The organism is Nostoc sp. (genome assembly GCF_036917135.1).
In the GTDB taxonomy this organism is placed as follows: Bacteria; Cyanobacteriota; Cyanobacteriia; order Cyanobacteriales; family Nostocaceae; genus Nostoc.
The window spans coordinates 50794-73790 of record NZ_JBALEA010000073.1 but is presented as its reverse complement, the minus strand read 5'-3'; the positions used below and the strand labels follow the sequence as shown (position 1 = coordinate 73790).

At 42.5% G+C, this 22997-nt stretch carries 25 protein-coding genes; 17 read left to right on the top strand and 8 right to left on the bottom strand.

Annotation, left to right across the window (positions count from 1 at the left end; translation table 11 throughout):
• The first annotated feature begins 100 nt into the window (after positions 1–100).
• The 5 genes from V7K50_RS22795 (at position 101) to V7K50_RS22775 (ending at position 6612) form a co-directional block, all read left to right on the top strand.
• A complete protein-coding gene (locus V7K50_RS22795; protein ID WP_334963976.1) occupies positions 101–2602 on the top strand; it encodes an endonuclease MutS2 in 2502 nt (833 codons plus the stop codon).
• A 14-nt stretch (positions 2603–2616) separates the two neighbouring features.
• Positions 2617–2844, top strand: coding sequence for a hypothetical protein (locus tag V7K50_RS22790; RefSeq protein ID WP_334963974.1), 228 nt, complete (start codon positions 2617–2619; stop codon positions 2842–2844).
• A gap of 791 nt (positions 2845–3635) precedes the next feature.
• On the top strand, positions 3636–4241 hold the full coding sequence (locus V7K50_RS22785; RefSeq protein ID WP_334800976.1) for a DUF3038 domain-containing protein: 606 nt from the start codon (positions 3636–3638) through the stop codon (positions 4239–4241).
• Positions 4242–4474: 233 nt separating this feature from the next.
• Positions 4475–6118 (top strand): DUF4335 domain-containing protein, encoded by a 1644-nt coding sequence (locus V7K50_RS22780; RefSeq protein ID WP_334963972.1) that lies wholly within the window; start codon positions 4475–4477, stop codon positions 6116–6118.
• Between the two features lie 209 nt (positions 6119–6327).
• Entirely contained in the window at positions 6328–6612 is a 285-nt protein-coding gene (locus tag V7K50_RS22775) for a YiaA/YiaB family inner membrane protein (RefSeq protein ID WP_334963970.1), read from the top strand.
• Positions 6613–6984: 372 nt separating this feature from the next.
• On the opposite strand, the gene V7K50_RS22770 is transcribed toward V7K50_RS22775, so the two are convergent.
• The 3 genes from V7K50_RS22770 to V7K50_RS22760 are packed head-to-tail and all read right to left on the bottom strand — an operon-like array spanning position 6985 to position 8081.
• A complete protein-coding gene (locus V7K50_RS22770; protein WP_334963968.1) occupies positions 6985–7446 on the bottom strand; it encodes a ferredoxin in 462 nt (153 codons plus the stop codon).
• On the bottom strand, positions 7446–7832 hold the full coding sequence (locus V7K50_RS22765) for a DUF1257 domain-containing protein (protein ID WP_012406942.1): 387 nt from the start codon (positions 7830–7832) through the stop codon (positions 7446–7448). The genes V7K50_RS22770 and V7K50_RS22765 overlap by 1 nt, the downstream gene beginning before the upstream one ends.
• A gap of 39 nt (positions 7833–7871) precedes the next feature.
• Positions 7872–8081: a DUF2997 domain-containing protein gene (locus V7K50_RS22760; protein ID WP_334963966.1), complete on the bottom strand. Its 210-nt coding sequence runs from the start codon at positions 8079–8081 to the stop codon at positions 7872–7874.
• A 733-nt stretch (positions 8082–8814) separates the two neighbouring features.
• Here V7K50_RS22760 and V7K50_RS22755 point away from each other — a divergent pair.
• Complete coding sequence (locus V7K50_RS22755) at positions 8815–9402, top strand: protein-tyrosine phosphatase family protein (protein ID WP_334963964.1); 588 nt, start codon at positions 8815–8817, stop codon at positions 9400–9402.
• Between the two features lie 192 nt (positions 9403–9594).
• Positions 9595–10284: an SAM-dependent methyltransferase gene (locus V7K50_RS22750; RefSeq protein WP_334963962.1), complete on the top strand. Its 690-nt coding sequence runs from the start codon at positions 9595–9597 to the stop codon at positions 10282–10284.
• Between the two features lie 54 nt (positions 10285–10338).
• Here the strand turns inward: V7K50_RS22750 and V7K50_RS22745 are convergent, their stop codons facing one another.
• On the bottom strand, positions 10339–10443 hold the full coding sequence (locus tag V7K50_RS22745) for a hypothetical protein (protein ID WP_334964035.1): 105 nt from the start codon (positions 10441–10443) through the stop codon (positions 10339–10341).
• Positions 10444–10807: 364 nt separating this feature from the next.
• On the opposite strand from V7K50_RS22745, the gene V7K50_RS22740 reads away from it, so the two are divergent.
• Both V7K50_RS22740 and V7K50_RS22735 read left to right on the top strand, forming a co-directional pair.
• Complete coding sequence (locus V7K50_RS22740; protein WP_334963960.1) at positions 10808–11062, top strand: DUF4160 domain-containing protein; 255 nt, start codon at positions 10808–10810, stop codon at positions 11060–11062.
• Entirely contained in the window at positions 11025–11294 is a 270-nt protein-coding gene (locus V7K50_RS22735; protein ID WP_334963958.1) for a DUF2442 domain-containing protein, read from the top strand. Before V7K50_RS22740 ends, V7K50_RS22735 begins: the two co-directional genes overlap by 38 nt.
• A 145-nt stretch (positions 11295–11439) precedes the next feature.
• On the opposite strand, the gene V7K50_RS22730 is transcribed toward V7K50_RS22735, so the two are convergent.
• The 3 genes from V7K50_RS22730 to V7K50_RS22720 all read right to left on the bottom strand — a co-directional run bounded on the left by V7K50_RS22730 (position 11440) and on the right by V7K50_RS22720 (position 13344).
• Complete coding sequence (locus tag V7K50_RS22730; RefSeq protein ID WP_334963956.1) at positions 11440–11685, bottom strand: hypothetical protein; 246 nt, start codon at positions 11683–11685, stop codon at positions 11440–11442.
• A 110-nt stretch (positions 11686–11795) separates the two neighbouring features.
• Positions 11796–13169: a GTP pyrophosphokinase gene (locus V7K50_RS22725; protein WP_334963955.1), complete on the bottom strand. Its 1374-nt coding sequence runs from the start codon at positions 13167–13169 to the stop codon at positions 11796–11798.
• The gene (locus V7K50_RS22720; RefSeq protein ID WP_334776064.1) at positions 13156–13344 is read right to left on the bottom strand and encodes a DUF6888 family protein; all 189 of its coding nucleotides are present in this window, start codon (positions 13342–13344) and stop codon (positions 13156–13158) included. The genes V7K50_RS22725 and V7K50_RS22720 overlap by 14 nt, the downstream gene beginning before the upstream one ends.
• Positions 13345–13552: 208 nt before the next feature.
• On the opposite strand from V7K50_RS22720, the gene V7K50_RS22715 reads away from it, so the two are divergent.
• The 8 genes from V7K50_RS22715 to V7K50_RS22680 all read left to right on the top strand — a co-directional run bounded on the left by V7K50_RS22715 (position 13553) and on the right by V7K50_RS22680 (position 22110).
• A complete protein-coding gene (locus tag V7K50_RS22715) occupies positions 13553–14404 on the top strand; it encodes an ABC transporter ATP-binding protein (protein WP_334963954.1) in 852 nt (283 codons plus the stop codon).
• On the top strand, positions 14361–15215 hold the full coding sequence (locus V7K50_RS22710) for an ABC transporter permease (RefSeq protein ID WP_334963953.1): 855 nt from the start codon (positions 14361–14363) through the stop codon (positions 15213–15215). Before V7K50_RS22715 ends, V7K50_RS22710 begins: the two co-directional genes overlap by 44 nt.
• A gap of 19 nt (positions 15216–15234) precedes the next feature.
• Entirely contained in the window at positions 15235–15699 is a 465-nt protein-coding gene (locus tag V7K50_RS22705; protein ID WP_334963952.1) for a MarR family winged helix-turn-helix transcriptional regulator, read from the top strand.
• Positions 15665–16933: an MFS transporter gene (locus V7K50_RS22700; protein WP_334963951.1), complete on the top strand. Its 1269-nt coding sequence runs from the start codon at positions 15665–15667 to the stop codon at positions 16931–16933. Before V7K50_RS22705 ends, V7K50_RS22700 begins: the two co-directional genes overlap by 35 nt.
• Positions 16934–17240: 307 nt before the next feature.
• The gene (gene efeU, locus V7K50_RS22695) at positions 17241–18074 is read left to right on the top strand and encodes an iron uptake transporter permease EfeU (RefSeq protein ID WP_334963950.1); all 834 of its coding nucleotides are present in this window, start codon (positions 17241–17243) and stop codon (positions 18072–18074) included.
• A 30-nt stretch (positions 18075–18104) separates the two neighbouring features.
• Complete coding sequence (gene efeO, locus V7K50_RS22690) at positions 18105–19292, top strand: iron uptake system protein EfeO (RefSeq protein ID WP_334963949.1); 1188 nt, start codon at positions 18105–18107, stop codon at positions 19290–19292.
• Positions 19293–19545: 253 nt separating this feature from the next.
• Complete coding sequence (gene efeB / locus V7K50_RS22685; protein WP_334963948.1) at positions 19546–20805, top strand: iron uptake transporter deferrochelatase/peroxidase subunit; 1260 nt, start codon at positions 19546–19548, stop codon at positions 20803–20805.
• A 54-nt stretch (positions 20806–20859) separates the two neighbouring features.
• Positions 20860–22110: an adenylate/guanylate cyclase domain-containing protein gene (locus V7K50_RS22680; RefSeq protein ID WP_334963947.1), complete on the top strand. Its 1251-nt coding sequence runs from the start codon at positions 20860–20862 to the stop codon at positions 22108–22110.
• Between the two features lie 400 nt (positions 22111–22510).
• On the opposite strand, the gene V7K50_RS22675 is transcribed toward V7K50_RS22680, so the two are convergent.
• Positions 22511–22903, bottom strand: a complete 393-nt coding sequence (locus V7K50_RS22675; protein ID WP_334963946.1) for a hypothetical protein — start codon at positions 22901–22903, stop codon at positions 22511–22513.
• Positions 22904–22997: the final 94 nt, after the last annotated feature.

Here is a 22997-nt window from a genome sequence, read left to right as displayed (position 1 = left end):
AAATGGATTGACTATTGACTAAAGCAAAATTTTCTCCTTTAATATTTACCCATCGGGGAGCTATAATTGTTACGATAATTTCAGATTAGATGTTGAAACCTTGATCCAATCTGAAACCTTAGAACTATTAGAATGGCATCGCCTCTGCCAGCATCTTGCCACCTTCGCGGCAACAAAGCTGGGGGCGACAGCTGCGCGTCATCTGAAAATACCCGATTCTCAGACTCAAAGCGAACAGTTGTTAGGGCAAACCAAAGAAATCTACCAACTGGAAACTCGCCTCACCACAGGACTGTCATTTGAGGGAATTCAAGATATTGGCGATTCCTTAGAACGGGCAGAACGCAGTGGAGTTTTGACAGGGGATGAACTGTTAGCGATCGCCACCACCCTCGCTGGTGCCAGAAATTTGCGCCGTGTCATTGACAACCAGGAAGATTTGCCGATATTGACCGGTTTGGTTGCCGATTTGCGGACTTATCCCGAACTAGAACAGGAAATCCACCGTTGTATTGATGAACGCGCCCAGGTAACTGATCGCGCTAGTCAAAAATTGGGAGAAATTCGCACAGATTTACGGCGATTACGCAGCCAAATTACTCAAAAACTGCAAAATATCTTACAGGCAAAATCTGGCGCAGTTCAGGAACAGCTAATTACCCAACGGAGCGATCGCTTTGTCATCCCCGTAAAAGCACCCCAAAAAGATGCCATCCCCGGCATTGTCCACGATACCTCTACCAGTGGTGCTACGCTGTACGTAGAACCGAATTCAGTAGTGCCCTTGGGCAACCAACTACGGCAGATCATCAGGAGAGAACAAGCCGAAGAAGAAACGATTCGCCGCGTTTTGACAGAACTTGTAGCCGCAGTCAAACCAGATTTAGAGAGGTTGTTAGCGATCGCTACCACTTTGGATTTGGCAACCGCTAGATCACGATATAGTTATTGGTTAGGAGCGAACCCCCCACGATTTATCCAGCGCGAAGATCGGGAAATCATTACCTTACGAAATTTACGGCATCCTTTGTTAGTGTGGCAGCAACAGCACGAACAAGGACAACCAGTAGTTCCTGTAGATTTGCTGATTAGTCCGCAAATTCGGGTAGTGACAATTACTGGGCCAAATACTGGCGGTAAAACTGTAACCTTAAAAACTTTGGCATTAGCAGCATTGATGGCGAAAGTGGGTTTATTTGTGCCCGCCCGCGAACCAGTAGAAATACCTTGGTTTGATCAAGTGTTGGCAGACATTGGCGATGAACAATCCTTACAGCAAAGTTTATCCACATTCTCTGGACACATCCGCCGCATTAGTCGGATTTTAGAAGCATTGGGGACTGGGGACTTGGGACTGGGGACTGGGGACTTGGGACTGGGGACTGGGGACTTGGGACTGGGGGCTGGGGACTTGGGACTGGGGACTGGGGAAAAGGAAATTCCTAATCCCCAATCCCTAATCCCTAATCCCCAATCCCTAGTTTTACTCGATGAAGTTGGCGCAGGTACCGATCCAGTAGAAGGTAGCGCCTTAGCGATCGCCTTATTGCAATATCTCGCTAACCATGCCCAGCTAACCATCGCCACCACTCACTTCGGCGAACTCAAAGCCCTAAAATACGAGGACGATCGCTTTGAAAATGCCTCTGTAGAATTTGATGAAAGTACTCTCTCGCCTACTTACCGTCTGCTGTGGGGCATCCCCGGACGTTCTAACGCCTTAACCATTGCCCTGCGCTTGGGATTAAAACCAGAAGTAGTAGAACAGGCAAAAACCCAAGTAGGAGAGGCCACAGATGAAGTTAATCAGGTGATTGCTGGCTTAGAAGCCCAACGCCGCCGCCAAGAAACCAAAGCTGCCGAAGCCCAAAGTTTGTTGCAGCAAGCGGAACGTTTATACAAAGAAGTATCCGCAAAAGCCGCAAGTTTGGAGGAAAGGGAAAGCAGTTTGCGGGCTTCACAAGAAGTAGCAGTGAAACAAGCGATCGCCCAGGCCAAAGGTGAAATTGCTCAAGTAATCCGCCGTTTGCAAAAAGGTACGCCCACAGCCCAAGAAGCTCAACAAGCTACCACTGCTTTGAATCAAATTGGCCAGCAATATCAGCCAGCAACGCCAGCCAAACCAAAAGTTGGATTTATGCCCAAAGTAGGCGATCGCGTCCGTATTCCCAAACTTGGACAGATTGCCGATGTAATTACCGCCCCCGATGAAGATGGAGAGTTAAGCGTTCGGTTTGGGCTAATGAAAATGACTGTGAAATTACAAGACGTAGAATCTCTAGATGGTCAAAAAGCCGAAGCGATCGTCAAAGCCAAACCAGCCCCACCACCAGTAACCCCACCACCGCAAACTGTCCCAGAAATTCGGACTTCCCAAAATACCATCGATTTGCGTGGTAAACGGGTGGCTGATGCCGAATACATTTTAGATAAAGCCATTTCCGAAGCTACAAGCCAACTCTGGATTATTCACGGGTACGGTACTGGTAAGTTGCGGTTAGGTGTCCACGCCTTTTTGCAACAGCATCCCAGAATTAAGAACTACGAACCAGCAGAACAAGCAGATGGGGGCAGTGGTGTTACCGTTGCTCACATCAAATAAAGAGCAGGAATGCGATGTTACTTGAACTCAATCAACTAATTGTTAGAGCCGGTCATCAGTTGTTGATTAAAGATGTCTCCTGGTCGGCATACAAACGCATTTTAGCAGAATTGGGAGACAATCGCAGTTCTAGGATAGGTTACAGTCAAGGGGTGCTGGAAATAATAGCTCCATTACCAGAGCATGAAGTAGCTAAAGTTATTATTGGCGACTTGGTAAAAGTTTTAGGGACTTCCAAATAAAAAAATATTCCAAAACCGACGCAAAAATCCTCTTAATCTCTCCTCCCTCTGTGTTCTCCGCGTCTCTGTGGTTCGTTTTTTGGAATAGAGATGTGTGTACACCGTAGCCTTAGAAAGGGGAGGGTTAGGGTGGGGTATTTTTGTACCCCACCAACTCGCAATCTTCTGTATTTAACCGAACCTGATATTAAGTCTCAAAAGGCTTATTCAGAATGGATTATGGAGAAAAGGCAACATATACAGGGCGTATATTACCAACTAAGTTGGAAAAAGTAATAGGTCAACATCTTCAAACGCTAACTTTATCAAACTTTTAAGTTTGTCCTCAGTTGAATAGAAGCATCAATAGTCCTGATGTTGCCTAGCCTATCCTCAAATAATAGGCTGCACATCAGCGAAAATGGGGTGGGATGATGGAAAGCAGCAATAAGCGCCTTTAGCAAACAGGCAAAAGATTTGTATAGTAATTATGTATACATGAACACCAAGTAATAAACATCAAGAAATTTCAAAATTTAAAGCCGCAAATAAATTAAGAGGTATTCTAAATAATTAGCGTTTAGCATTCAAAACAATAGTTTATTTATACTCTTGTACGGAACTAGCAGCGAAAGTCGGGTAAACCTTAACTAGAATTGATAATTTTCTACTTTGTCCAAAATAAATTTTCATCTAGAGTAGGACAAAGATACCTGCTGTTTACCACATAGAAAATAGGAAACCAAGCTTGATGCTTGAGAGTCTGGTTTCAAAATGGGTAACAGCAACATCCCCTATCAGCTTGATCACCTATGCTAAAAGTTATGCACTCGGCCGCCAACTCAGCCACTCCAAATTCCCAGTGGGAGGATTTAATCAAGCTTCCAGCCCCAAACACAGTTCAATGGGATAACATCAAAACCCAATTAGACTTGGTGCTGTTGGCGCTAGAAACCTTAACTGGCATTGGTTCAGAGGCTATGCTTTCGGCGGCAACTGATCTGAATTTAGAGTCAAGAGTGCCAGACCGCGTAGCTTTATGGCGATTGCGCCAATCAAATCCCCTACGTAAAGGTCAAGGAGGGCGGAAAAAGCTAGATGTCGAAGAAGCGCGATCGCTTGTTCTGATCATCTGCTACCTAGCCAAACAGCACCAGGAATTGATTCGCCGCGCTGTTGGCCTGTTGGAACAAATGGCAGAAAATAACCGGGAACCTCACCAGGCTGCTTTACTTGGAGACTATATTGATGCTTTTTGCAACACCTACCAAGAGCGGATGGAAGAGGACGAGCAAATCTCAACGGATTTACTAACCAACCTGGCACTAAAACTGCTTGTAGATTTACTTTTTTACAGCGCTACTGGTGGGCATCGCCGTCTCTGGCTAGCACTTATAGACCGTTCGACAAAATTTTAAATTTTAGATTTGAAATTCCTCAACCAAAATTCGCTTGTGATTTGTTTGCTAGGTAAGGATTCCCTTTTGATGTTCGCTAGCCCTTGGGCGATGCACTATCAGCACTGCTTCCTCCTTGCACACCAGTTTGGATAAGGGAAGGAACCTGACAAAGTTCTGTTTCAACTTTTCTTTGCAAGCAACTGGCTCAACTTTTTGCAAAATCCCAAATAGTCTTCCTCGCAGTTCCTGCTATGCCTCTATCAAATTCTGTCATTCGTCGCTACACACCCCCGACTTGCACGCTAGAAGTATTCGCCCAAAGCTCACCTCTGTCCCGTTGGATGGGGAAAACTGTCCTTAAACACCTAAGCTTTGAGCTACGTTTTGATGATCCCCGACTACCAGAAGAAAACAGAGTGCCAATTCGAGGCGATCGCGACCAACTCGAAGCTTTATATGATGCTGTCACCAACTATGTACAGCAATTTCTCCAACAGCCTCCAGAAAGCTTTCGGGTCAGTTTCTCCACTCAAGATCAGTCAAGCACAACACTGGATGAACCGGAATTAAAGTCTTCAACAAAAACATTAAATTCCTTTAGTACCCAAATTCCAGGGGCAAGTATCCGCTTAGAACCCAGTGGCTATTTAAATCACAATTTAGTTCTCGGTTCTCTCGCCAACCACTCATCTGGCCCCGTAATTAAACTCAGCCTGCTACAACTATTTGATTTAGCAAGTGCTTTAGATGAATACTCGACTGATGTCATGGCACTCCCAACTCTCAACAGCACGAGTTCCACTCTGAGATTCCCTGCTTGGGCACCTGTTGCCGCAGTATTAGTATTAGGTGTAGGTTTTTTACCAGTTACTTTGCAATATGCTAACAACATTAGGGAAAAGCAACAGCACACAGCCAAAACAGCAGATCCAGCAGCAGTAAAGATTGCTTTAGAACCTTCACCCCCACTAAACTTTCCCACGCCTGAAGCTGGACTCACCACGCCATCAGATAATTTGCTAGGTTCTACCCCTCCACTTCCCACATCCACTTTGCCCCAAGCACCTCTAACAGTCCCCAGTTCTAGTTTCTCTCCATCGCCACCTTTAAATCTAAATAAGGGACTGACAATATCTCAGGGGACGACTTCAACCTTTCCCAAGAATGGTGCGATGCCAACTCTACAAGACGCTCCGCCAAGGGCGAGCTTTTCTAACGCACCATCTAGCAAAATTCCCGGAAAGGAAATTGCCATATTACCAAATCTAGAACAGAACCTTACAGGGTCAACTCCCCAAGTTGGTGATCTCCCTCATCGGCGGAATTTGCCACCCAGACTATCTTCTAACGCAGGCAGCTTACCAACTAATATCTCACCAGTAGCCCCACCTTCTCTTGACACCATACCCAATAATAGTGGTGGACTTAATCAACCCACCCCATTAAACTCACAACAGCTAGACGAAACAATCAATTCCTTACAGCAATCTTCTGCTGGAGAGAAACCGACTTCAAAACTTTCCTCCTCTAGAACTGCGGATAATAATCCCTTTATCGATCAATTAGGGAATGTACGCAAAACTCCCACATCTACAGAAGTGGCTACTGGCACATTATTTGATACACCTCAAGTAGCAGAAGCTAGAGAATACCTAAAAAAACATTGGCAACCTCCCACTGGACTAGCAGAAACATTAGAGTACAGTTTGATGGTCAGTGTTGACGGCACAGTTGAACGAATTTTTCCCCTCAATAAGGCAGCAAGAGAATTCATTGATAGCGCTGGGATGCCTAGAGTTGGTAAACCTTTTGTTTCCCCCAATACACGTGGACAAAATGTCAGAATTCGAGCTGTTCTCAGTCCTGATGGCAAGGTGCAGACTTTTCCAGATTAATAAGTCAATTAATTCGTTTGATGCCACTTGTAAAACTGGTACAAATCTTGTGCCAGTTTCTACTTACTCCAATTGCTCTTAAGCTTGTCTTTCCCAGTCCAGTTACCAAAGTGGTCTGACTATTGATACCAGTAAAGATACCAGTCAATACAATTACTGTTAACACCAATGCGACTTGGTATAAATAACTCATATCAAAAGTAGGAAATATGCAAACAATTGGTACTCAAAAAGACAGTCCAGCTTGGGTTATTCAAACTTGGGCAGCTTTTGTGATTTCTATTTCTATGACCACCTTTGGCATTGTCAACTTACCTGTAAATGGCTGGGTAAAAGGCTTTATCGGTATGGGTATGGCTTTCTCTGTTGGCTCAACTTTTACTTTGGCAAAAACTACTAGAGACTTGCATGAAACTAGGAGATTAACCGCTAGGTTAGACGAGGCAAAAGTAGAAAAATTGCTTTCACAACACGATCCTCTAAATTTCAAATGAATGGAGTTAGGGACTGACAAATAAAAAAATACTCAACTACTTATTGTGGGGTGGGCGTCTCGCCCGCCCTTGTATACGGGCGGGCGAGACGCCCACCCCACAAGATTGGGTAATTTATTTCTTGTCAGTCCCTTATAGCGGTTCTCGTTCACGTGAGGTACACCCGTAGGGGCAATTCATGAATTGCCCCTACACCTTGCGATCTAATTTTGTACCGCATCTGAGTGGGAACCGCCATATACCAATTTTGGATGAACAGGCTTTAGAAAAAAGCTGTTTCAGCAATATAAAACTTGATGTGATCTAGACAATGACGAAAACAAAAGGACTGGATATACCAGTCCTTTATTATATTGATTTAACTTTTTTATCTTAATAACGGGATTTTTTAGTCTTTAATTTTTGCTTTTTACGCCGATGTTCCCCAGCCGCAACTGCCTGTTCTACCGGATAACCCACTACAGGAATTACCTGATATTTGCGCTCTTCTTCTAAATTTTTCAGTTCAGTGTAATTAACCCAATGAATGCAATCAACTGGACAAGTGTCAATTGCTTCTTGGATAATTTCCTCACCGTCCCCATCTTGCCGAACCACCCGCGATCGCCCATAATCTGGTTCAATGTAAAAGGTGTTACGGGCAACATGAGCGCAATGCTTGCAACCGATACAGGTGATTTCGTCAACGTAAACACCATTTTGGCGCAACACACCACCCAATTCCGGCTCTAAACCAGAACGTTCTGGGGCATCCCGTAAAAAACCCCCTAACTCTGGTTCCAAACCGGAACGGTTATCTTCTTGTTCTTCGGGCAACGGCAGAAAATCAGCCATTACGCACTCCAGCGCTGTACTACTAAGCGAATTGAACCATCTTCATTTTTTTGTTGTTCAGAAACTTGAAAGCCAACACGAGCGGTTTCTTTCACAACTGTTTGATAAGCATAACGCTGTGTTACCTGGCGCAAAAATCCGTCTACAGACAGGTCTTGTTGCCAATATTGCAAGTCAGCTACCAATTCATATTCCTTGCCATTCCATCTAAAGCCGATGTCGTAGCCATTTTCCTGCTCAATACTAACTTCCGCAGGATGGGTTTGACCGCGATAGCCACGGACTTCGCGTGGACCGGGTTTCCAGTCTACGCCCAATTCAGTCAAAGCATCTTTCAAAGAATCAAGGTTACGGATTTGAGTCTTAATTTGGCTAAAGTGTGACATGGTGGTTGTGAATTAATAACACTAAACTACTGTGAAAACTTACCAATCGCTGTAAGTGCTGTGTGTATTCGCCACATTAGATTGCTGCACCTTGGCGGCGAAATATTCTGAGGTTGGCTCATGATTAAGTACTTGCCCCAGCTGTGCCTCTATAGCTGCTGTAACTTCAGCGCAAGAATTACCAACAATGCCAGTGACTTTCTCTTGTACCCGACCGTCTGGATAAATTATGAACTCTAATGTCTCCATTCTTTTGGCCAACCAGGATAAGTACGCTTAAATTGTACTGCCTTAGCAGAAGGCTACAAATATAGCCCTAGGAACATTTTTAGATACAAACTTGCCATTTGTTAACTAATGTTCCATGTTTCAACATATATATCTCAGAATCTTTACAAAACTTATCAATATTATAAGCACACGCATCAGTATTTAGTTAGTTTCTCTTAACCTCATTGATTAGTCAAGGTAACTACTGGAGCTAGCTAAGTAAGCTGCAAAAGTCCTAAAAATAAGCATTAGAGGTAGTATAGCCAGCAAGACAATTCACAAAAATATAAAATTTATTGAAAAACTTTATTATTACCGTGCGATTTAGCTTATTATCTTAAGATTTTCCAGGTAGGTTTGATGCAGTGCAGCGTCAGCCTACAGCAAGATAGCGAGGTATACTTACGTAGACATCGCATTAGGTCGAATGGCACTAAGAAAAGATACAGCCTTTGCTCTGACTGGTTCCCTGCCTCTATGCAGGGAACCCATTATGGGAGGCGGAGCCTCCCATAGCTTGACAAGAGGCAGAAGCCCACTTTATATACATTCCCAGCCTGGAGGCTCTTAACAAGACGACACAAGCCTTTGGGCTTTTCTTTGTGTCATTCGCATTAGGTCTTTGATTAATAACTTTAGCTTGCATTGAGTGCGATCGCTGTTGGTGAGATTTATCAACCTCGACTCTAGACAGTTAAATATGTACAAAAATATGTACATATTTGCCCCAGCTTGGGAAAAGGAGCAAATCGTCTTTGGTGCTGCACGACCTGGATATACTGACAATAATGTTCAGGATTGGATAGAATTCATGAAGCGCCAAAATATCAAGCGTGTTTGCTGTCTTCTTGATGAACAACAGCTAGCTTCTTACTCCAATCTTCTAAACATATACAAACAGGAATTTGGGAATCAGGTAGTTTGTTGGGCACAAATTGCAGATTTCCATTTATCTGATTTAGAAACCCTCACACAGAAAATACTTCCTTTCTTAATAGAAGCTGATAAACAAAATGAGAAAGTTGTTGTACAATGTTCTGGTGGAATTGGACGTACTGGACATATTTTAGCGGCATGGCTAGTTAGCGTCCGAGGATTATCAAATCAAGCTGCAATAAATGCTGTCAAAAGAACAGGTAGAAATCCTTATGAAGCTGCGTTAGCGTTGGCGGAGCGTCTCGTAGAGAAGCTTACCGAAGGTATCGCTGCTGTATTTAGAGGTAGAAATCCCTTGACAGTTGCAAAAGAGCTTGACGTGCTTCTGAATGATTGCCGTCTCGCAGTGAATAAAATATTTTGATGCTATAGGACTAGTATTTGATTTTTGAAATATACGTAGGGTGTGTTATGCCGTAGGCTAACGCACCAAAACCTTCGGATGGTGCGTTAGGTCAGCCGTAACACACCCTACAAGACTACTAAGATTTTTTCAGAAATCAAATATGATTCCTATATTATCCTGTTTAATCAGTCTATTGATGAGGTAAATTCTATGGCAATGGTTCTAGATAAAGTAGTTCCTTTTGGGAGGTCAATGGATGAATATATAAAAATATTCAATTTAACAAATGCAGATTTAAATAAAAGAATTGTTGGGATTGGGGATGGGCCAGCAAGCTTTAATGCAGAACTGACACGTCTGGGTAAAAGTCTAGTCTCTGTTGATCCACTATACCAATTTTCTGGTGATGAAATATTGCAAAGATTTAATCAAGTAGTAGATAACATCATTAATCAAGTCAAGGCTACATCGAATGACTGGGTATGGAGCTATCATAAATCTCCAGATGATTTGCGACACAATCGAATCAAAGTTATTCGAGAATTTCTGTCTGATTATGAAAATGGCAAAAATAGTAATAGATACGCAGTCGGTGAATTACCAAAATTAGCTTATGAAAATCAAGAGTTTGATATAGCGCTTTGTTCGCATTTATTATTTTTATATTCAGACCATCTCGATTACGGTTTTCACTTAAATTCAGTAGGTGAGATGTTGCGTATTTCTAAAGAAGTTAGAATATTTCCCCTGATAACTTTAATGTGGAAACATTCACAACATTTAGATGGAATAGTTAAATATTACACTTCAAAAGGTTATAAAATAGATATTGAAAAGGTTGAATACGAACTCCAGCCTGGTGGGAATCAGATGTTGAAAATAACCAGAGATGTTATATAACTCGTAGCCATAAAGAATTGGTATAACCTCAGGTTTATAGAATTATTAGGCATATTATTCAGCAAACATTTCAGCCAAGGTATCTAAAACTGCTTTTGGTTCATCAGAGTCAATCTGACCTAGCTTTTTGACTAATCGAGTTTTGTCAACTGTACGAATTTGATCTAGAACGGTTCACCAATACCACTTTGTTCCAGCAGAAGTTTAGGAATGCGGATATAGGAATCCTACTTGAATCTTGCTCAGTATACTGAGCGAGAAAGCTTTGTATCTCAAGCTTCTAAGCAGCTTAGTTGTTCAAAAATCAAATAGGAGTCCTATACCTTGAGAGTTCCCGATTTTAACAATACGGGTTCTAATTGCTGTTCCCATGAGAATAGGTTTCCTAATTTGTAATTACATTGTGATTACTAACCAGGATTTTGTCAATAATTTTTAATGCGATGCCTATGGCAGTAAACTACGCGCTTTCAAATATATGTGTAATAAAAAACAATAAATAGCTTTGGTGTAGTCTTGAAGTATGCCAACAATTTTAAGAATTTATGCCTACCGGTTCTACTTTTACAGCCATGAACCTAATGAGCCACCCCACATTCATATTGATCGGGATGACTCAACAGCTAAGTTTTGGCTTGAACAGGTCAGTTTATCAAGTAGCATTGGCTTTAGCCCCAAAGAACTGCGAAAATTAGAAGGGTTAGTACAAGAAAATCAAGCAAAACTTTTGGAGGCTTGGGATGGGTATTTTGGCAGTTCGGGCGGACGAGAGAGTTAAAGATGTACGTTTTACTGAAGAGACTATCAGTGTTGACTTGATGGATGGACGAACAATCACAGTGCCATTAGTTTGGTATCCCAGGCTGCTCAATGCTACTCTTGAACAACGATTAAAATGGGAAATCTGCGGGGGTGGCTACGGTATTCATTGGGAAGAAATTGATGAAGACCTAAGCACAGAAGGAATGCTACGTGGCGCACCTGCACCAAGAACCAAAGTGGTAAGTTAAGTGATCGCACTTAAAATTACCAGATGCGATGTCTACGACGGGCTACGCGCACTTTTTTCTTAACTGGGTTTATCAGACTCAAACGGATTCCACAATCTCATTTGTGTAATCCAACGGAAATCATCTGTATTTCTTGTGATCAAAGTTAGTCCATACACCCTTGACGGGTTTTTTGCTGCCAAATAACTGGATCAACATCAGTCAAAGCTTGATTCACAGCAAGTTTTTCTAATATTTCAGCCATTCTTCGTCCCCGTGCTTGTTTATCTATGACTGATTCATTTTCCAGCAATGTAACCTGAACTGGGATTTGTTGCTCTCCCAATGTAGGTATATCATCAATCCACTCTAAACGACTTCCTTTCAACCAAGCTCTGAATGTTTTTAGCATTATTTCGCTCTCTACTTTCTATCTATCTTGGCATTGCTCTGAAAACTACAATATACAATAAGCGATCGCCAGATTGTCTATATTGTCTAGTACGCTCTTATTGCCTCAAATCATAAATTTGACACATTAATTTCTTTATATGTTTTCAAGATACGATCAGCAAGTTGTTTAAATTGTTCTTCAGTACCTATATTAAGAGGAAACAACTTTAGACGCTCTATTATATCAGGCGCATTCCCTATCAAAGCTAATTTGATATAACAAAGATATATAAATGCTACTTCACAAGTAATAAAGCCAAAGTTATTTCTATTGCTTCCACTAATCCATAACACAGCGAATTCTATAATTTGGTCTCTATATTGTTCTAAATCTCTTTTGATTTCCTCAAGAGTAGAGAAACCTGAAAAAAATAGGCGCTCGATTATATCCGATTCAACACCTTGATTGTAGAGAGGTACATTTATTTTAGTAGATATAGTGTTACTTATTTGCTTAACTAAAGCTTCTCTTTGTATAAACTCCTTAATTGACTCTATATCAATTCTTACATTATTCAAATTATTTTGATTTATACTATCTTCTATCTGACCTTTGTACTCCTCAATGTCATTACGAATATGTTTAAATTCTTCATCAGCAAGTTCGAGAAGTCCCGCAAGACGATAAAATCTTCGCTGAATTGGTTGGGGAGGTGAATTTTTGCTTTTGTATCCAAGCTGATGTTCTATCTCAGCCCAAATATGCTGAAGATTTGAACGAATTTGTATTTCAAAACGAAAATCTGAAATTAAAGTATTTTCAGTTAACTGACCTCGATTATCAGACAAAGAAGCTACATAATGAAGTGAAAGATAGCCAAAACTATTGGGTTCTAGAGCTTTTCTTTTATCAATAGAATTTTGCTCATCTATCTTAAATTCAGATTCAATAATTTTTGCAACTTCATCAACAGTATCAGAATAAAGAGTGATGACTCGAAAACCAACAATATCAGTTATATCTCTTAAATAAGAGTACTTGTTTTTACGTTCTATTTTCTTGCTAAGGCTATCCTTTGATTTTATTCTTGAAACTATAGTATGAATATTTGCTTTATTTGGTTCTAAAAGATCATTTAAAAGTTCTTTTACCTTTGTTTCAAGTTTATGGAGTATTATCTGGCTGTTATCATATTCATTGAGAATGTCATTCTGCACGTTATCATTCATCGTTATCACGTTCAGTATAGTAACTTGATCTTTCGGTTCCAATGCTGTGTTAGATGGCTGGTTGCTACCATTTATTGAGGCTTCTAACTTTTGACGAATAGCGACCTGAACCTTTTCATCAAAATCAGGGTCGTTGAGAGATGCAATAATTCTGAGTGGACGTTGGTTAATTCTGTTTAAGTACGCCTGAAATGCTGTTTCATCTTTACGATGTTTGAGAAAATACTCTCTCAACTCGGCATTAGACATTGCATCATAGTTAACGCGGCTCATCAGCAAACTCCCCGTTGGGTAGAATTTGAAACTCCAGTTCTTCGCTATAACCAGCTAATAAATACAGATTCCGAGTGCGATTATCAACACAAACAAGATGTATCGGCTGAAGCATAACATAAGTCAGTTGATAGGCGATGCGGTATAGACTCTCTAGCTGGGCAGCAGTAGGCATTCTGAACATTTCCTCACCTATTAACTATCCTAGCAAGTCTTTGCGCTCAATTTGTCAGTGATACTTCGCCCATCAATAACCTCGCTGCCATTATACTGAGTTTCCTTTTACTCTGATTCAGATTTTTGTAACAAGTCTATTGACTTCAGACAAATATATTGAGAGACTAATAGTTAGCTTAACTAATTAATAAAAGTGCATCAAAGTTGTGACAATACTGACGGGAAAAATAAATCGGTCAGAACCTCCTAGCGAGCCAAAACCGTTGATTTTGGAAACTCAGGGACTCACACGCCGTTTTGGTAAATTAACGGCTGTTAATAACCTGAGCATATCTGTGGAACAGGGTGAAGTATTTGGACTGCTTGGCCCCAATGGAGCAGGGAAAAGTACAGTTATTAAGATGTTGACAACATTACTGCCTCCCAGTTCAGGGACAGCAACTCTGGCTGGCTATGATGTGACTCGTCAATCTAATCCTGTGAGACGGGCGATCGGCTATGTACCCCAGGCGCTCTCTGCTGATGGTAGCCTCACCGGTTACGAAAATCTCTTAATTTTTGCCAAGCTGTATGGAATACCTGCCAAAGGACGCGATCGCCGCATCTATGAAATCTTAGAATACATGGGTTTGCAAGATGCGGCGAAACGCTTGGTACGAAACTACTCTGGTGGGATGATCCGCAAGTTGGAAATCGGTATATCAGTTTTACATCAACCCCAAATTCTGTTTCTTGATGAGCCAACTGTGGGATTAGATCCCATCGCTCGAACTCAAGTATGGCAACTTGTGGAACAACTCTGTGCTGACTACGGCACAACTATATTTTTAACAACCCACTTTTTAGAAGAAGCAGACATCTTGTGTAACCGAGTGGCGATTATGCAGCAAGGTGAAGTGGTAATTACAGGGGCACCAAGCGACTTAAAAGCCTCTTTAGATCAGCCTAACGCAACTTTAGATGATGTCTTTATTTACTATACAGGCGACCAGTTAACATCAGGAGTCAACTACCGTGACACAGCAAGAACCAGACGTACTGCTCAACGGTTGGGTTAAAACCCCAGCTATACAACGAGGAAATATCATCTCTGCAATTAAAGAGCTAGTTACGAAAACCCTGGCGATCGCAGAATTGGAAGTGCGTAAACTCCGCCACGATCCCACTGATTTAGTAGTTCGATCTGTGCAACCAGCATTATGGCTCCTGATTTTTGGGCAAGTTTTCTCCCGAACTCACGCGATTCCTACAGGAAACTTACCCTATTTAGACTTCATTTCTGCTGGCATTTTGGCTCAGAGTATTCTATTTGTGGCAATTTTCTCTGGTGGGATGACCCTAATTTGGGAGCGAGATTTAGGGATTGTACATAAATTTCTCGCTAGTCCTACACCCCGTGTGGCGATGGTTTTGGGTAAAGCTCTAGCCTGTGGAGTGCGGTGCTTATCCCAGGTAGTATTCATCTACGCATTGACATTTTTATTAGGTGTCAAACTCAATCTTCATCCTTTAGCTATTCTCCAAGTACTAGTGATAGTCATACTGGGGGCGGGTTCATTTTGTATTTTTTCCTTGATTATTGGCTGCTTGGTGAAAAGCCGAGAAAGGATGACGGGTATTGGACAATTGTTAACCATGCCGTTATTTTTTGCTAGTAATGCCATTTATCCGATCTCGCTGATGCCTAGTTGGTTAAAGTTCATTTCTCATTTAAATCCCTTGACTTATGAGGTTGACGGCTTACGCGGCAGTATGCTGCTGAATGGCACTAGCATCTACGGCTTTGGTCTGGATTGTACAATTCTCTTATTGACATTAATAATTTTGGCCATCATTGGTGGAAAACTTTATCCACGGGTGGCCATGTAATCAGGAGAACAACAAGCCCATGACCTTGGATAAACCTGCAACTTCCGAAGAATGTGCCGCTAGGGTAATGGAAACAGTTCCATTAATGATGCGGTTTATCCGAGCGGATATGCGTGCCCATAGTGCCGCCTTTTTATCTATACCTCAGTTGCGATCGCTAGCATTTATCAACCGTAATCCTGGGGCTTCATTATGTGAGTTGGCAGAGCATTTAGGTGTCACCTCAGCCACAGCATCAGCAACTATAGAACGCTTGGTACAACGCGACTTCGTGCAACGGATTGCTCATCCTAAAGAGCGGCGGCGGGTGCTGCTCAATTTAACTGAAGATGGAAAACATCATCTCAAGCAATCCCAAGATCAAACTCGCGCTCATATTACCGACTTGCTAAAAGGTCTGACAGAAGACCAAATTTCCAACATTGAAGAAGGCTTAACTCTACTAAAAAATGTCTTCGAGCAAACAGAACTCAAAGCCCCATAACTCTGAGGTTGCACAGCACGATCCCTTTGCAGCCTTTAAGTTCCGAGATTATCGGCTATTTACCATTGGACGGTTAGTGCTGTTCGTGGGGTCGCAAATGCAAACTGTAGCCATCGGCTGGGAACTCTATGAGCGGACTAACTCAGCGATCGCTTTAGGTGGTGTCGGGCTGGCGCAAGTCTTGCCAATGATTGCTCTCACCTTAATTGTCGGCCATGTGGCCGATCGCCGCGATCGCAAACTGATCATGTTACTGTCGGTGATGTTGCTAGCTCTCTGCTCCCTGGCTTTGGCAGTGCTTTCCTATACTAAAGGGGCAATTTTTCTAATTTACGCCTGTTTGCTATTAACAGGAGTCGCTAGGGCTTTCCTCAGACCTGCCAGTGATGCTCTGATGTGGCAGTTGATACCTGTCAGTGCGTTTACCAATGCAGCCACCTGGAATAGTAGTAGCTTTCAGTTAGCCGCAGTCATCGGTCCAGCCTTCGGAGGATTTGGGATTGCGCTGTTCGGAAATGCTACAGGCGTATATGTGCTAGCTGCGATCACGGCGTTGCTGTGTTTTATTTTAACGCTGGCGATTCAAGAGCAAAAAGCTATCCGCTCAACCGAGCCAATTTCATTCAAAGCCCTTGCAGCCGGTGCTAAATTTGTTTGGCAGAATCAGTTGATTTTAGCAGCAATCACCTTGGATATGTTTGCTGTATTGTTGGGTGGTGCGATCGCCTTGCTACCCATCTTTGCCAAAGATATTTTACATGTGGGGCCAGTGGAGTTGGGATACCTACAAGCAGCCAATTCCATCGGTGCTTTGACTATGGCCATTACTCTGGCGTATTTACCACCATTACGCAAAGCCGGTCCAGCCTTATTGTGGTCAGTGGTTGGCTTTGGGGTTGTCACAATTATCTTTGGACTTTCTCGTTCCTTTTGGCTGTCTATGTTGATGCTGATTCTTGGTGGCGTATTAGATAGTATTAGCGTTGTGATTCGCCATACATTAGTTCAAATCAGAACACCGGATCATTTGCGCGGTCGGGTTGCTGCTATTAATAGTGTGTTTATTAGTGCCTCCAATGAATTGGGGGGCTTTGAGTCCGGCTTAACAGCAGCTTTGTTTGGCCCAGTGATTTCAGTTGTGGGTGGTGGAATTGGCACAATTGTAGTAGTAATTGCTACAGCCATGATTTGGCCGGGAATTCGGAAGTTAGGGGCTTTGCAGGAGTACAAGTAGAAGTACGTATCAATTATTTTAACGTGAGTTCGTTGCTCCCCTCTCCGTGTCGGAGAGCGGCTGGGGGAGAGGTCAAATAAGACTTGTCGAACTCACGTTATTTTAATTCCTTCAAATCACAAGACTCAGATCCCCGACTTCTCTAAGAAATCGGGGATCTGGTTGTTAACTGTTGCAGTCCTTTATCCGAAAATTTATGCTTCCAGGATTTTCGAGATTTTTGAACTCGCGCTTATATACAAATGTTCTCAAGTAAGCTATTATTCTCATGATGATTTGATAGTAATTATAGTTAATAAGGTTATCCATGCTTTTTCCCTTCTTGATCATGTTCCGAGAGGGCGTTGAAGCTGCACTTGTCGTGGGGATAATTGCCAGTTATCTCAAGCAAACTGGTCGTACCCATTTGATGAAGTCAGTTTGGATTGGCATTGCCCTAGCGACTTTTATTTGTCTAGCAGCTGGGATTATTTTGCAAATAACCAGTCAGGAGTTTCCGCAGAAACAACAAGAACTATTTGAAGCGGTAATTTCCATCGTTGCAGTTGGGGTTCTCACCTGGATGGTTTTCTGGATGCGCCGTGCAGCCCGTTCTATTAAAGGCGAGTTACAGTCTCAAATTGAAACTGCCATTCAGTCGGGGGATAAATGGGGAACAGCACTAGTGTGGATGTCATTCTTTGCAGTCCTGCGGGAAGGTTTGGAAACAGTAGTGTTTCTGCTAGCCACGTTTCAGCAAAATTTGGGACTTCAAGCTCCGGTGGGGGCATTGTTTGGATATGCAGCCGCATTAGCCGTTGGTGTAGGCATCTATCAGGGTGGTATCCGCATCAACTTGAAGCGATTTTTTAAATGGACAGGAGCCTTTATTATCCTGGTTGCTGCTGGACTCTTAGCAAGTGGGGTGAGATCCTTTCATGAAGCCGGAGTCTGGAATTTACTGCAAACAGTAGTATTCGATGTTAGCGGGATACTTCCCAAGAACGGGTTTATCGGTTCACTATTGACAGGATTTTTTGGCTATAACGATGCCCCCACCCTCAGCGAGGCGATCGCCTATTTTGGCTATCTAATTCCTACCATGTCGCTGTTCTTCTTAGGGGAGAACGTTGGACAGAAGACTACAGCAAGACATTCTTAGCTACTTCAATAATTTTTAGGAAAATACAAAATGAAAAATGTTTTAAAGTATTCAACAATTATCTGTCTAATTGCCTTGACAGTAGCTGCTTGTGAATCCAACAAATCAAGCGATACTTCCGCGAGTAATTCTCCAGTCGCAAAAGTAGCCAGTGATACTTCTAGCAGCAACTCTGTGGAAACTGCTTTGGCTGTGACAGATAAAGGTTGTGAACCCAATCAACTGACAGTAACATCGGGGCAAAACAGCTTTGTGCTGACCAACAAAAGCAGCCAACCTTTGGAATGGGAGATATTGTCTGGGGTGAAAGTCATTGAAGAAAAGGAAAATATTGCTCCTGGCTTCGTTCAGAAACTCAAAACCAATCTCGAACCGGGTGAGTATGATATGGCTTGCGGTTTACGCAGCAATGCCAAAGGAAAACTGACTGTGAAGGCAGGAGGAGATACTCAAGCCAAGGGGACTGTAGATCAAGGTCAATTAGTCGGTGCGATCGCAGAATATAAAGTCTACGTCACCAAAGAAGTTGACCAACTGGTTGCTAAAAACAAGACCTTCACAGATGCTGTGATTGCTGGCGACCTTGCCAAGGCTCAGAAACTCTACCCCTCTACTCATGTTCACTGGGAACGCGCAGAACCAATAGCTGAATTGTTCTCCGATCTCGACAAAAGCATGGATTCCCGTGCTGATGACTTTGCCAAAAAAGAGGCTGACCCACAATTCACCGGATACCATCGCCTAGAGAAAGCTTTATTCCAGGACAAAACGACAAAAGGCATGAAACCTTTTGCCGAAAAGCTACAGAAAGATGGACTAGATTTACAAAAGCGTATTGCCACCTTGACCATTGAACCGAAAAACATGGTTGGCGGTGCTGCTGACTTGATTGAAGAAGTGGGTAAAACCAAGATTTCTGGAGAAGAAGACCGTTACAGCCATACTGACCTCTGGGACTTCAGCGCTAATGTCGATGGTTCCCAAAAGATTGTGGAGTTATTGCGCCCCGCCATCCAAAAAGCCAACCCAGAACTACTGGCGCGTGTAGATGCAAATTTCACCAAAGTTGACCAAGGACTTGCTAAATACAAAACCCCTGATGGTGGTTTTGCTACCTACGACAAGGTGAGTGAAACAGACAAGAAAGAGATGAAAACAGCGATCGCATCTCTTGCTGAAGATTTATCTCAGCTGCGGGGAACTTTGGGAGTTGAGTAAAAAGGAGTCAGAATTCAGGAGTCTTCCAAGAAATAAATTATCCAAATAAACGAACCACAGAGACACAGAGAAGCCAGTGCGTTGGGCGGGTTCCCCGACTTGAAGCAACTGGCGCAACACTGAGGAATAAGGAGGAGAGAGTTTTTTGAGTATTTTTTATTTGGAAGTCCCTCATACACACACTCGCACACAATTCATTCTGGATTCTGAATTCTTCTTCGGTAATTTTTGAATCATTCTAGAGGAGGAAACTATGTCTAGTTCAGAGCAACCAACTTTACGCATTACTCCCCGCATCAGGCGTCGTGATTTGCTCATTGGCATGGCAGCAGCAGGAGGAGTAGCAGCTTTGACCAGTTTGGGTTATCGCTCTCTTTCGGAAACTACCGAAGACCCATCTGAAGAGACTGTGCCATTTTTTGGTATTCACCAAGCAGGTATTATTACCCCTGCCCAGGCTTCGGCCTTAATGGTGGCATTTGACACAACTGCTAAAACCAAAGCGGATTTGGTGAGGTTGTTTAAAACCTTGAGCGATCGCATTCAGTTTCTCATGGCAGGAGGAACACCCAAATCACGCGACTCCAAATTTCCACCCAGTGATTCGGGAATTCTTGGCCCTGTAGTGGCTCCCAATAACCTCACCATCACCCTAGCAGTGGGTGATTCGCTGTTCGATAACCGTTTTGGACTTGGCAAATTAAAACCCAAGCGGTTAAACACTATGCCAGGTTTTCCCAATGATCAACTTGACCCAGATTTGTGTCATGGGGATATACTGCTGCAATTTTGTGCCAATACTGAGGAAGGGAACATCCACGCTTTACGGGATATTATCAAGAATCTGTCTGATTTGATCACTCTGCGTTGGCAAATAGAAGGTTTTCTGCCGCCGAACACTCATAAAAAGCTTGGCAAAACCACAGTGCGAAACCTACTTGGTTTCAAAGATGGCACAGCAAATTTAGATGCTAGCGATGAAAAGTTGATGAACCGGATTGTCTGGGTACAGCCAAATAACGATGAACCAGCTTGGACGGTAGGGGGAAGCTATCAAGTGGTGCGCGTGATCCGCAACTTAGTTGAACACTGGGATCGTACACCACTACAGGAGCAACAGACAATTATTGGACGCAGTAAGGATTCTGGCGCACCTTTGGGGATGAACCACGAGAAAGATATTCCCAATTATGCTCAAGATCCCAAAGGTAAACAAATCCGCCTAGATGCTCATATCCGCCTTGCTAATCCACGCAAATCAGAGTTGGGTTTGATTCTGCGGCGTGGTTTCAACTATTCACGCGGGTTTGACAAAGCTGGACAGTTAGACATGGGTTTGTTGTTTGTTTGTTTTCAGGCTGATTTAGAAAAGGGTTTTGTGACAGTGCAAAATCGCTTGATTGGGGAACCTTTAGAGGAGTATATTCGCCCTATTGGTGGTGGATATTTCTTCGCTTTACCTGGTGTTAAAGCTGTTGGAGGTTATCTTGGTCAGTCACTACTAGAAGTGTAGACTGAATAAATAGTAAATTATTCAGACTTGAGTTAAAAGTCTAATTCCCATAATATGACCAGCAAATTTAGCACCAATCTATACTCCCCAGCCTTATTTGATATCACCCAAGATATCATCGGGACATTACCACTGAAACTAATTAAAGAGTGGTTGGAGAGTGAGCAAACTCCAGAAGCCGCCTTAAAGTTACTGGAACCATATAAAGTTACAGGTTATAGCGTATCTTCTGACTCTGCTGGACTAACCAAGTTGACTAAGCAAAAGGGCTTGCTGGAAATTTTGGCAATCATTAACCAGCCCAAAGAAATTGTCTATAGCTTTGGCAGTACCATTGGTGGCAAGGGAGTTGGTATTTGGGCTGCTGACAATACTCAAATGTTTTATCCGACATCTGTTACTCCAGAAACTATTTTGTCTTCACTGCTAACGGTTCAACAGGAAATTAGCAAGCGTTGCCAAATTAAAATCGGGTTGGGCGCACACTATGGCGAATTCTACTACATTAACGGTGGATTGTATGGATTAGAAGCAGATGCCATCGAAGAGGTTGCTGAAAATGAAACCGAAGGTGGTGAGATAGTTATTAGCCAAGCCTTTTATGACCTATTGCCAGCTAACCACAATTTCACTATTACTCAAAGAAGCGAATTATCAACAGAGATAGGCAATATTTTCCGCGTGGTCGATGGTCCGAGTTTAGCTGATGTGCCGCCTTTAAATACCCAATATCCGATTCCCTATTCTGAAACTTTTTATGCTGACTTGGTAGCTTATGAAAGCCGACTGACTGATAGCAACTTTGGGAAACAGTTAGCTGATAAGTACTTGCAAAATAAAGTTGTTGTCCTAATTGAGCGCGAAAGTCAAGAAGCGGAAGCTCATGAAACTGCTTTATTTACTAATCTGTCACTTTCTGCTGTCATTAAAGATGTCGGATTGCGTCTTTTAGAGCAAAACCAAGGTACAGAAATTAAGGTAGTAGGTACTATCGGAATTTATGCTTTTGATGAGGCTAGTGTGGCGCTCAACTTTGTCCAAGCATTACGCCAAGAATTTGCAGCCAAAGGTATTGCTACTCGTATTGGTATTGATGCCGGCCCAGTTTTAATTTTTGATTTAGCACTCGGTGGTAGAGACATTGCTGGTAATCCAGTGAATGTTGCTTCCAAAATGGCTCAAGATAAAGGTCAGTTTGGCAAGTTTTATCTGAGTAACACTTTGAAAGATTTTTTGGATGTCAGCCAATTTACAGAAATTAAATATACAGTTTCTGGTGTGGAATTTACTATATACGAAGGTTAATTCAACTCTGCTCACCGTGACGGTAGTTAGCAGCTTGTGATCACAGAGATTTAGCAAAAGCGATCGCACCAGCGAACTGCGCGAGTTCTTGCCTTGCAGCTACTAAATTCTAATTTACGAGAGTGGTAAGCTAAAAATCTTTTAATTTGCATCCTCCAAAAAATAAATCTCTTGTGGGGTGGGCAACATGAGCGCCCTAGTTGTGCAATCTTATTTGCGCGACAGCTTAGATAACATTTGTCCCACCCCAGCAAGAGATAACAATTACAATATCGTAGCTTTTGCATAGGATGGGATTTTTTTAGCGAAAGTTGCACATTGCCTAATTCAAAAGTAGACAAACCCAGAGTTTTGCGATTATGTCTAACTTAAATTTGCTCTTAAAGGTATGCAATTGCCACTAATGAGTTGGGATACCACCGCCACTAGCACCAAAATTTGGTATACTGCCATTTGTGGAAATCCCATACTTAGCAAAGTCAAAGCTGCCAGATGTTGGAATACCATACTTGGCAAAATCGAAGCTGCCAGATGTTGGAATACCAGAGCTACCCAAATTAAAGCTGCCTTCTTTGGGAATACCATACTTGGCAAAGTCAAAACTGCCTTCAGTTGGAATACCATACTTAGCAAAATCGAAGCTGCCTTCTTTGGGAATACCATACTTAGCAAAATCGAATGTACCAGCCGTTGGGATGCCAAAAGCGCCTCCAGGTGCGAAAGGATCGCTAAGATTGCCAGGATGAAGACTATCAAAGCCGTTAGCAGAAAAAGAATTTGGATCAAATGCCATTAGAGTTAATCCTCCTATTAGGACATAAATTTTGCGTAATCAAGAAATGTCAAGAAGGCACAATTCGGATTCCTTCATGACTTTTGTTTTTCTA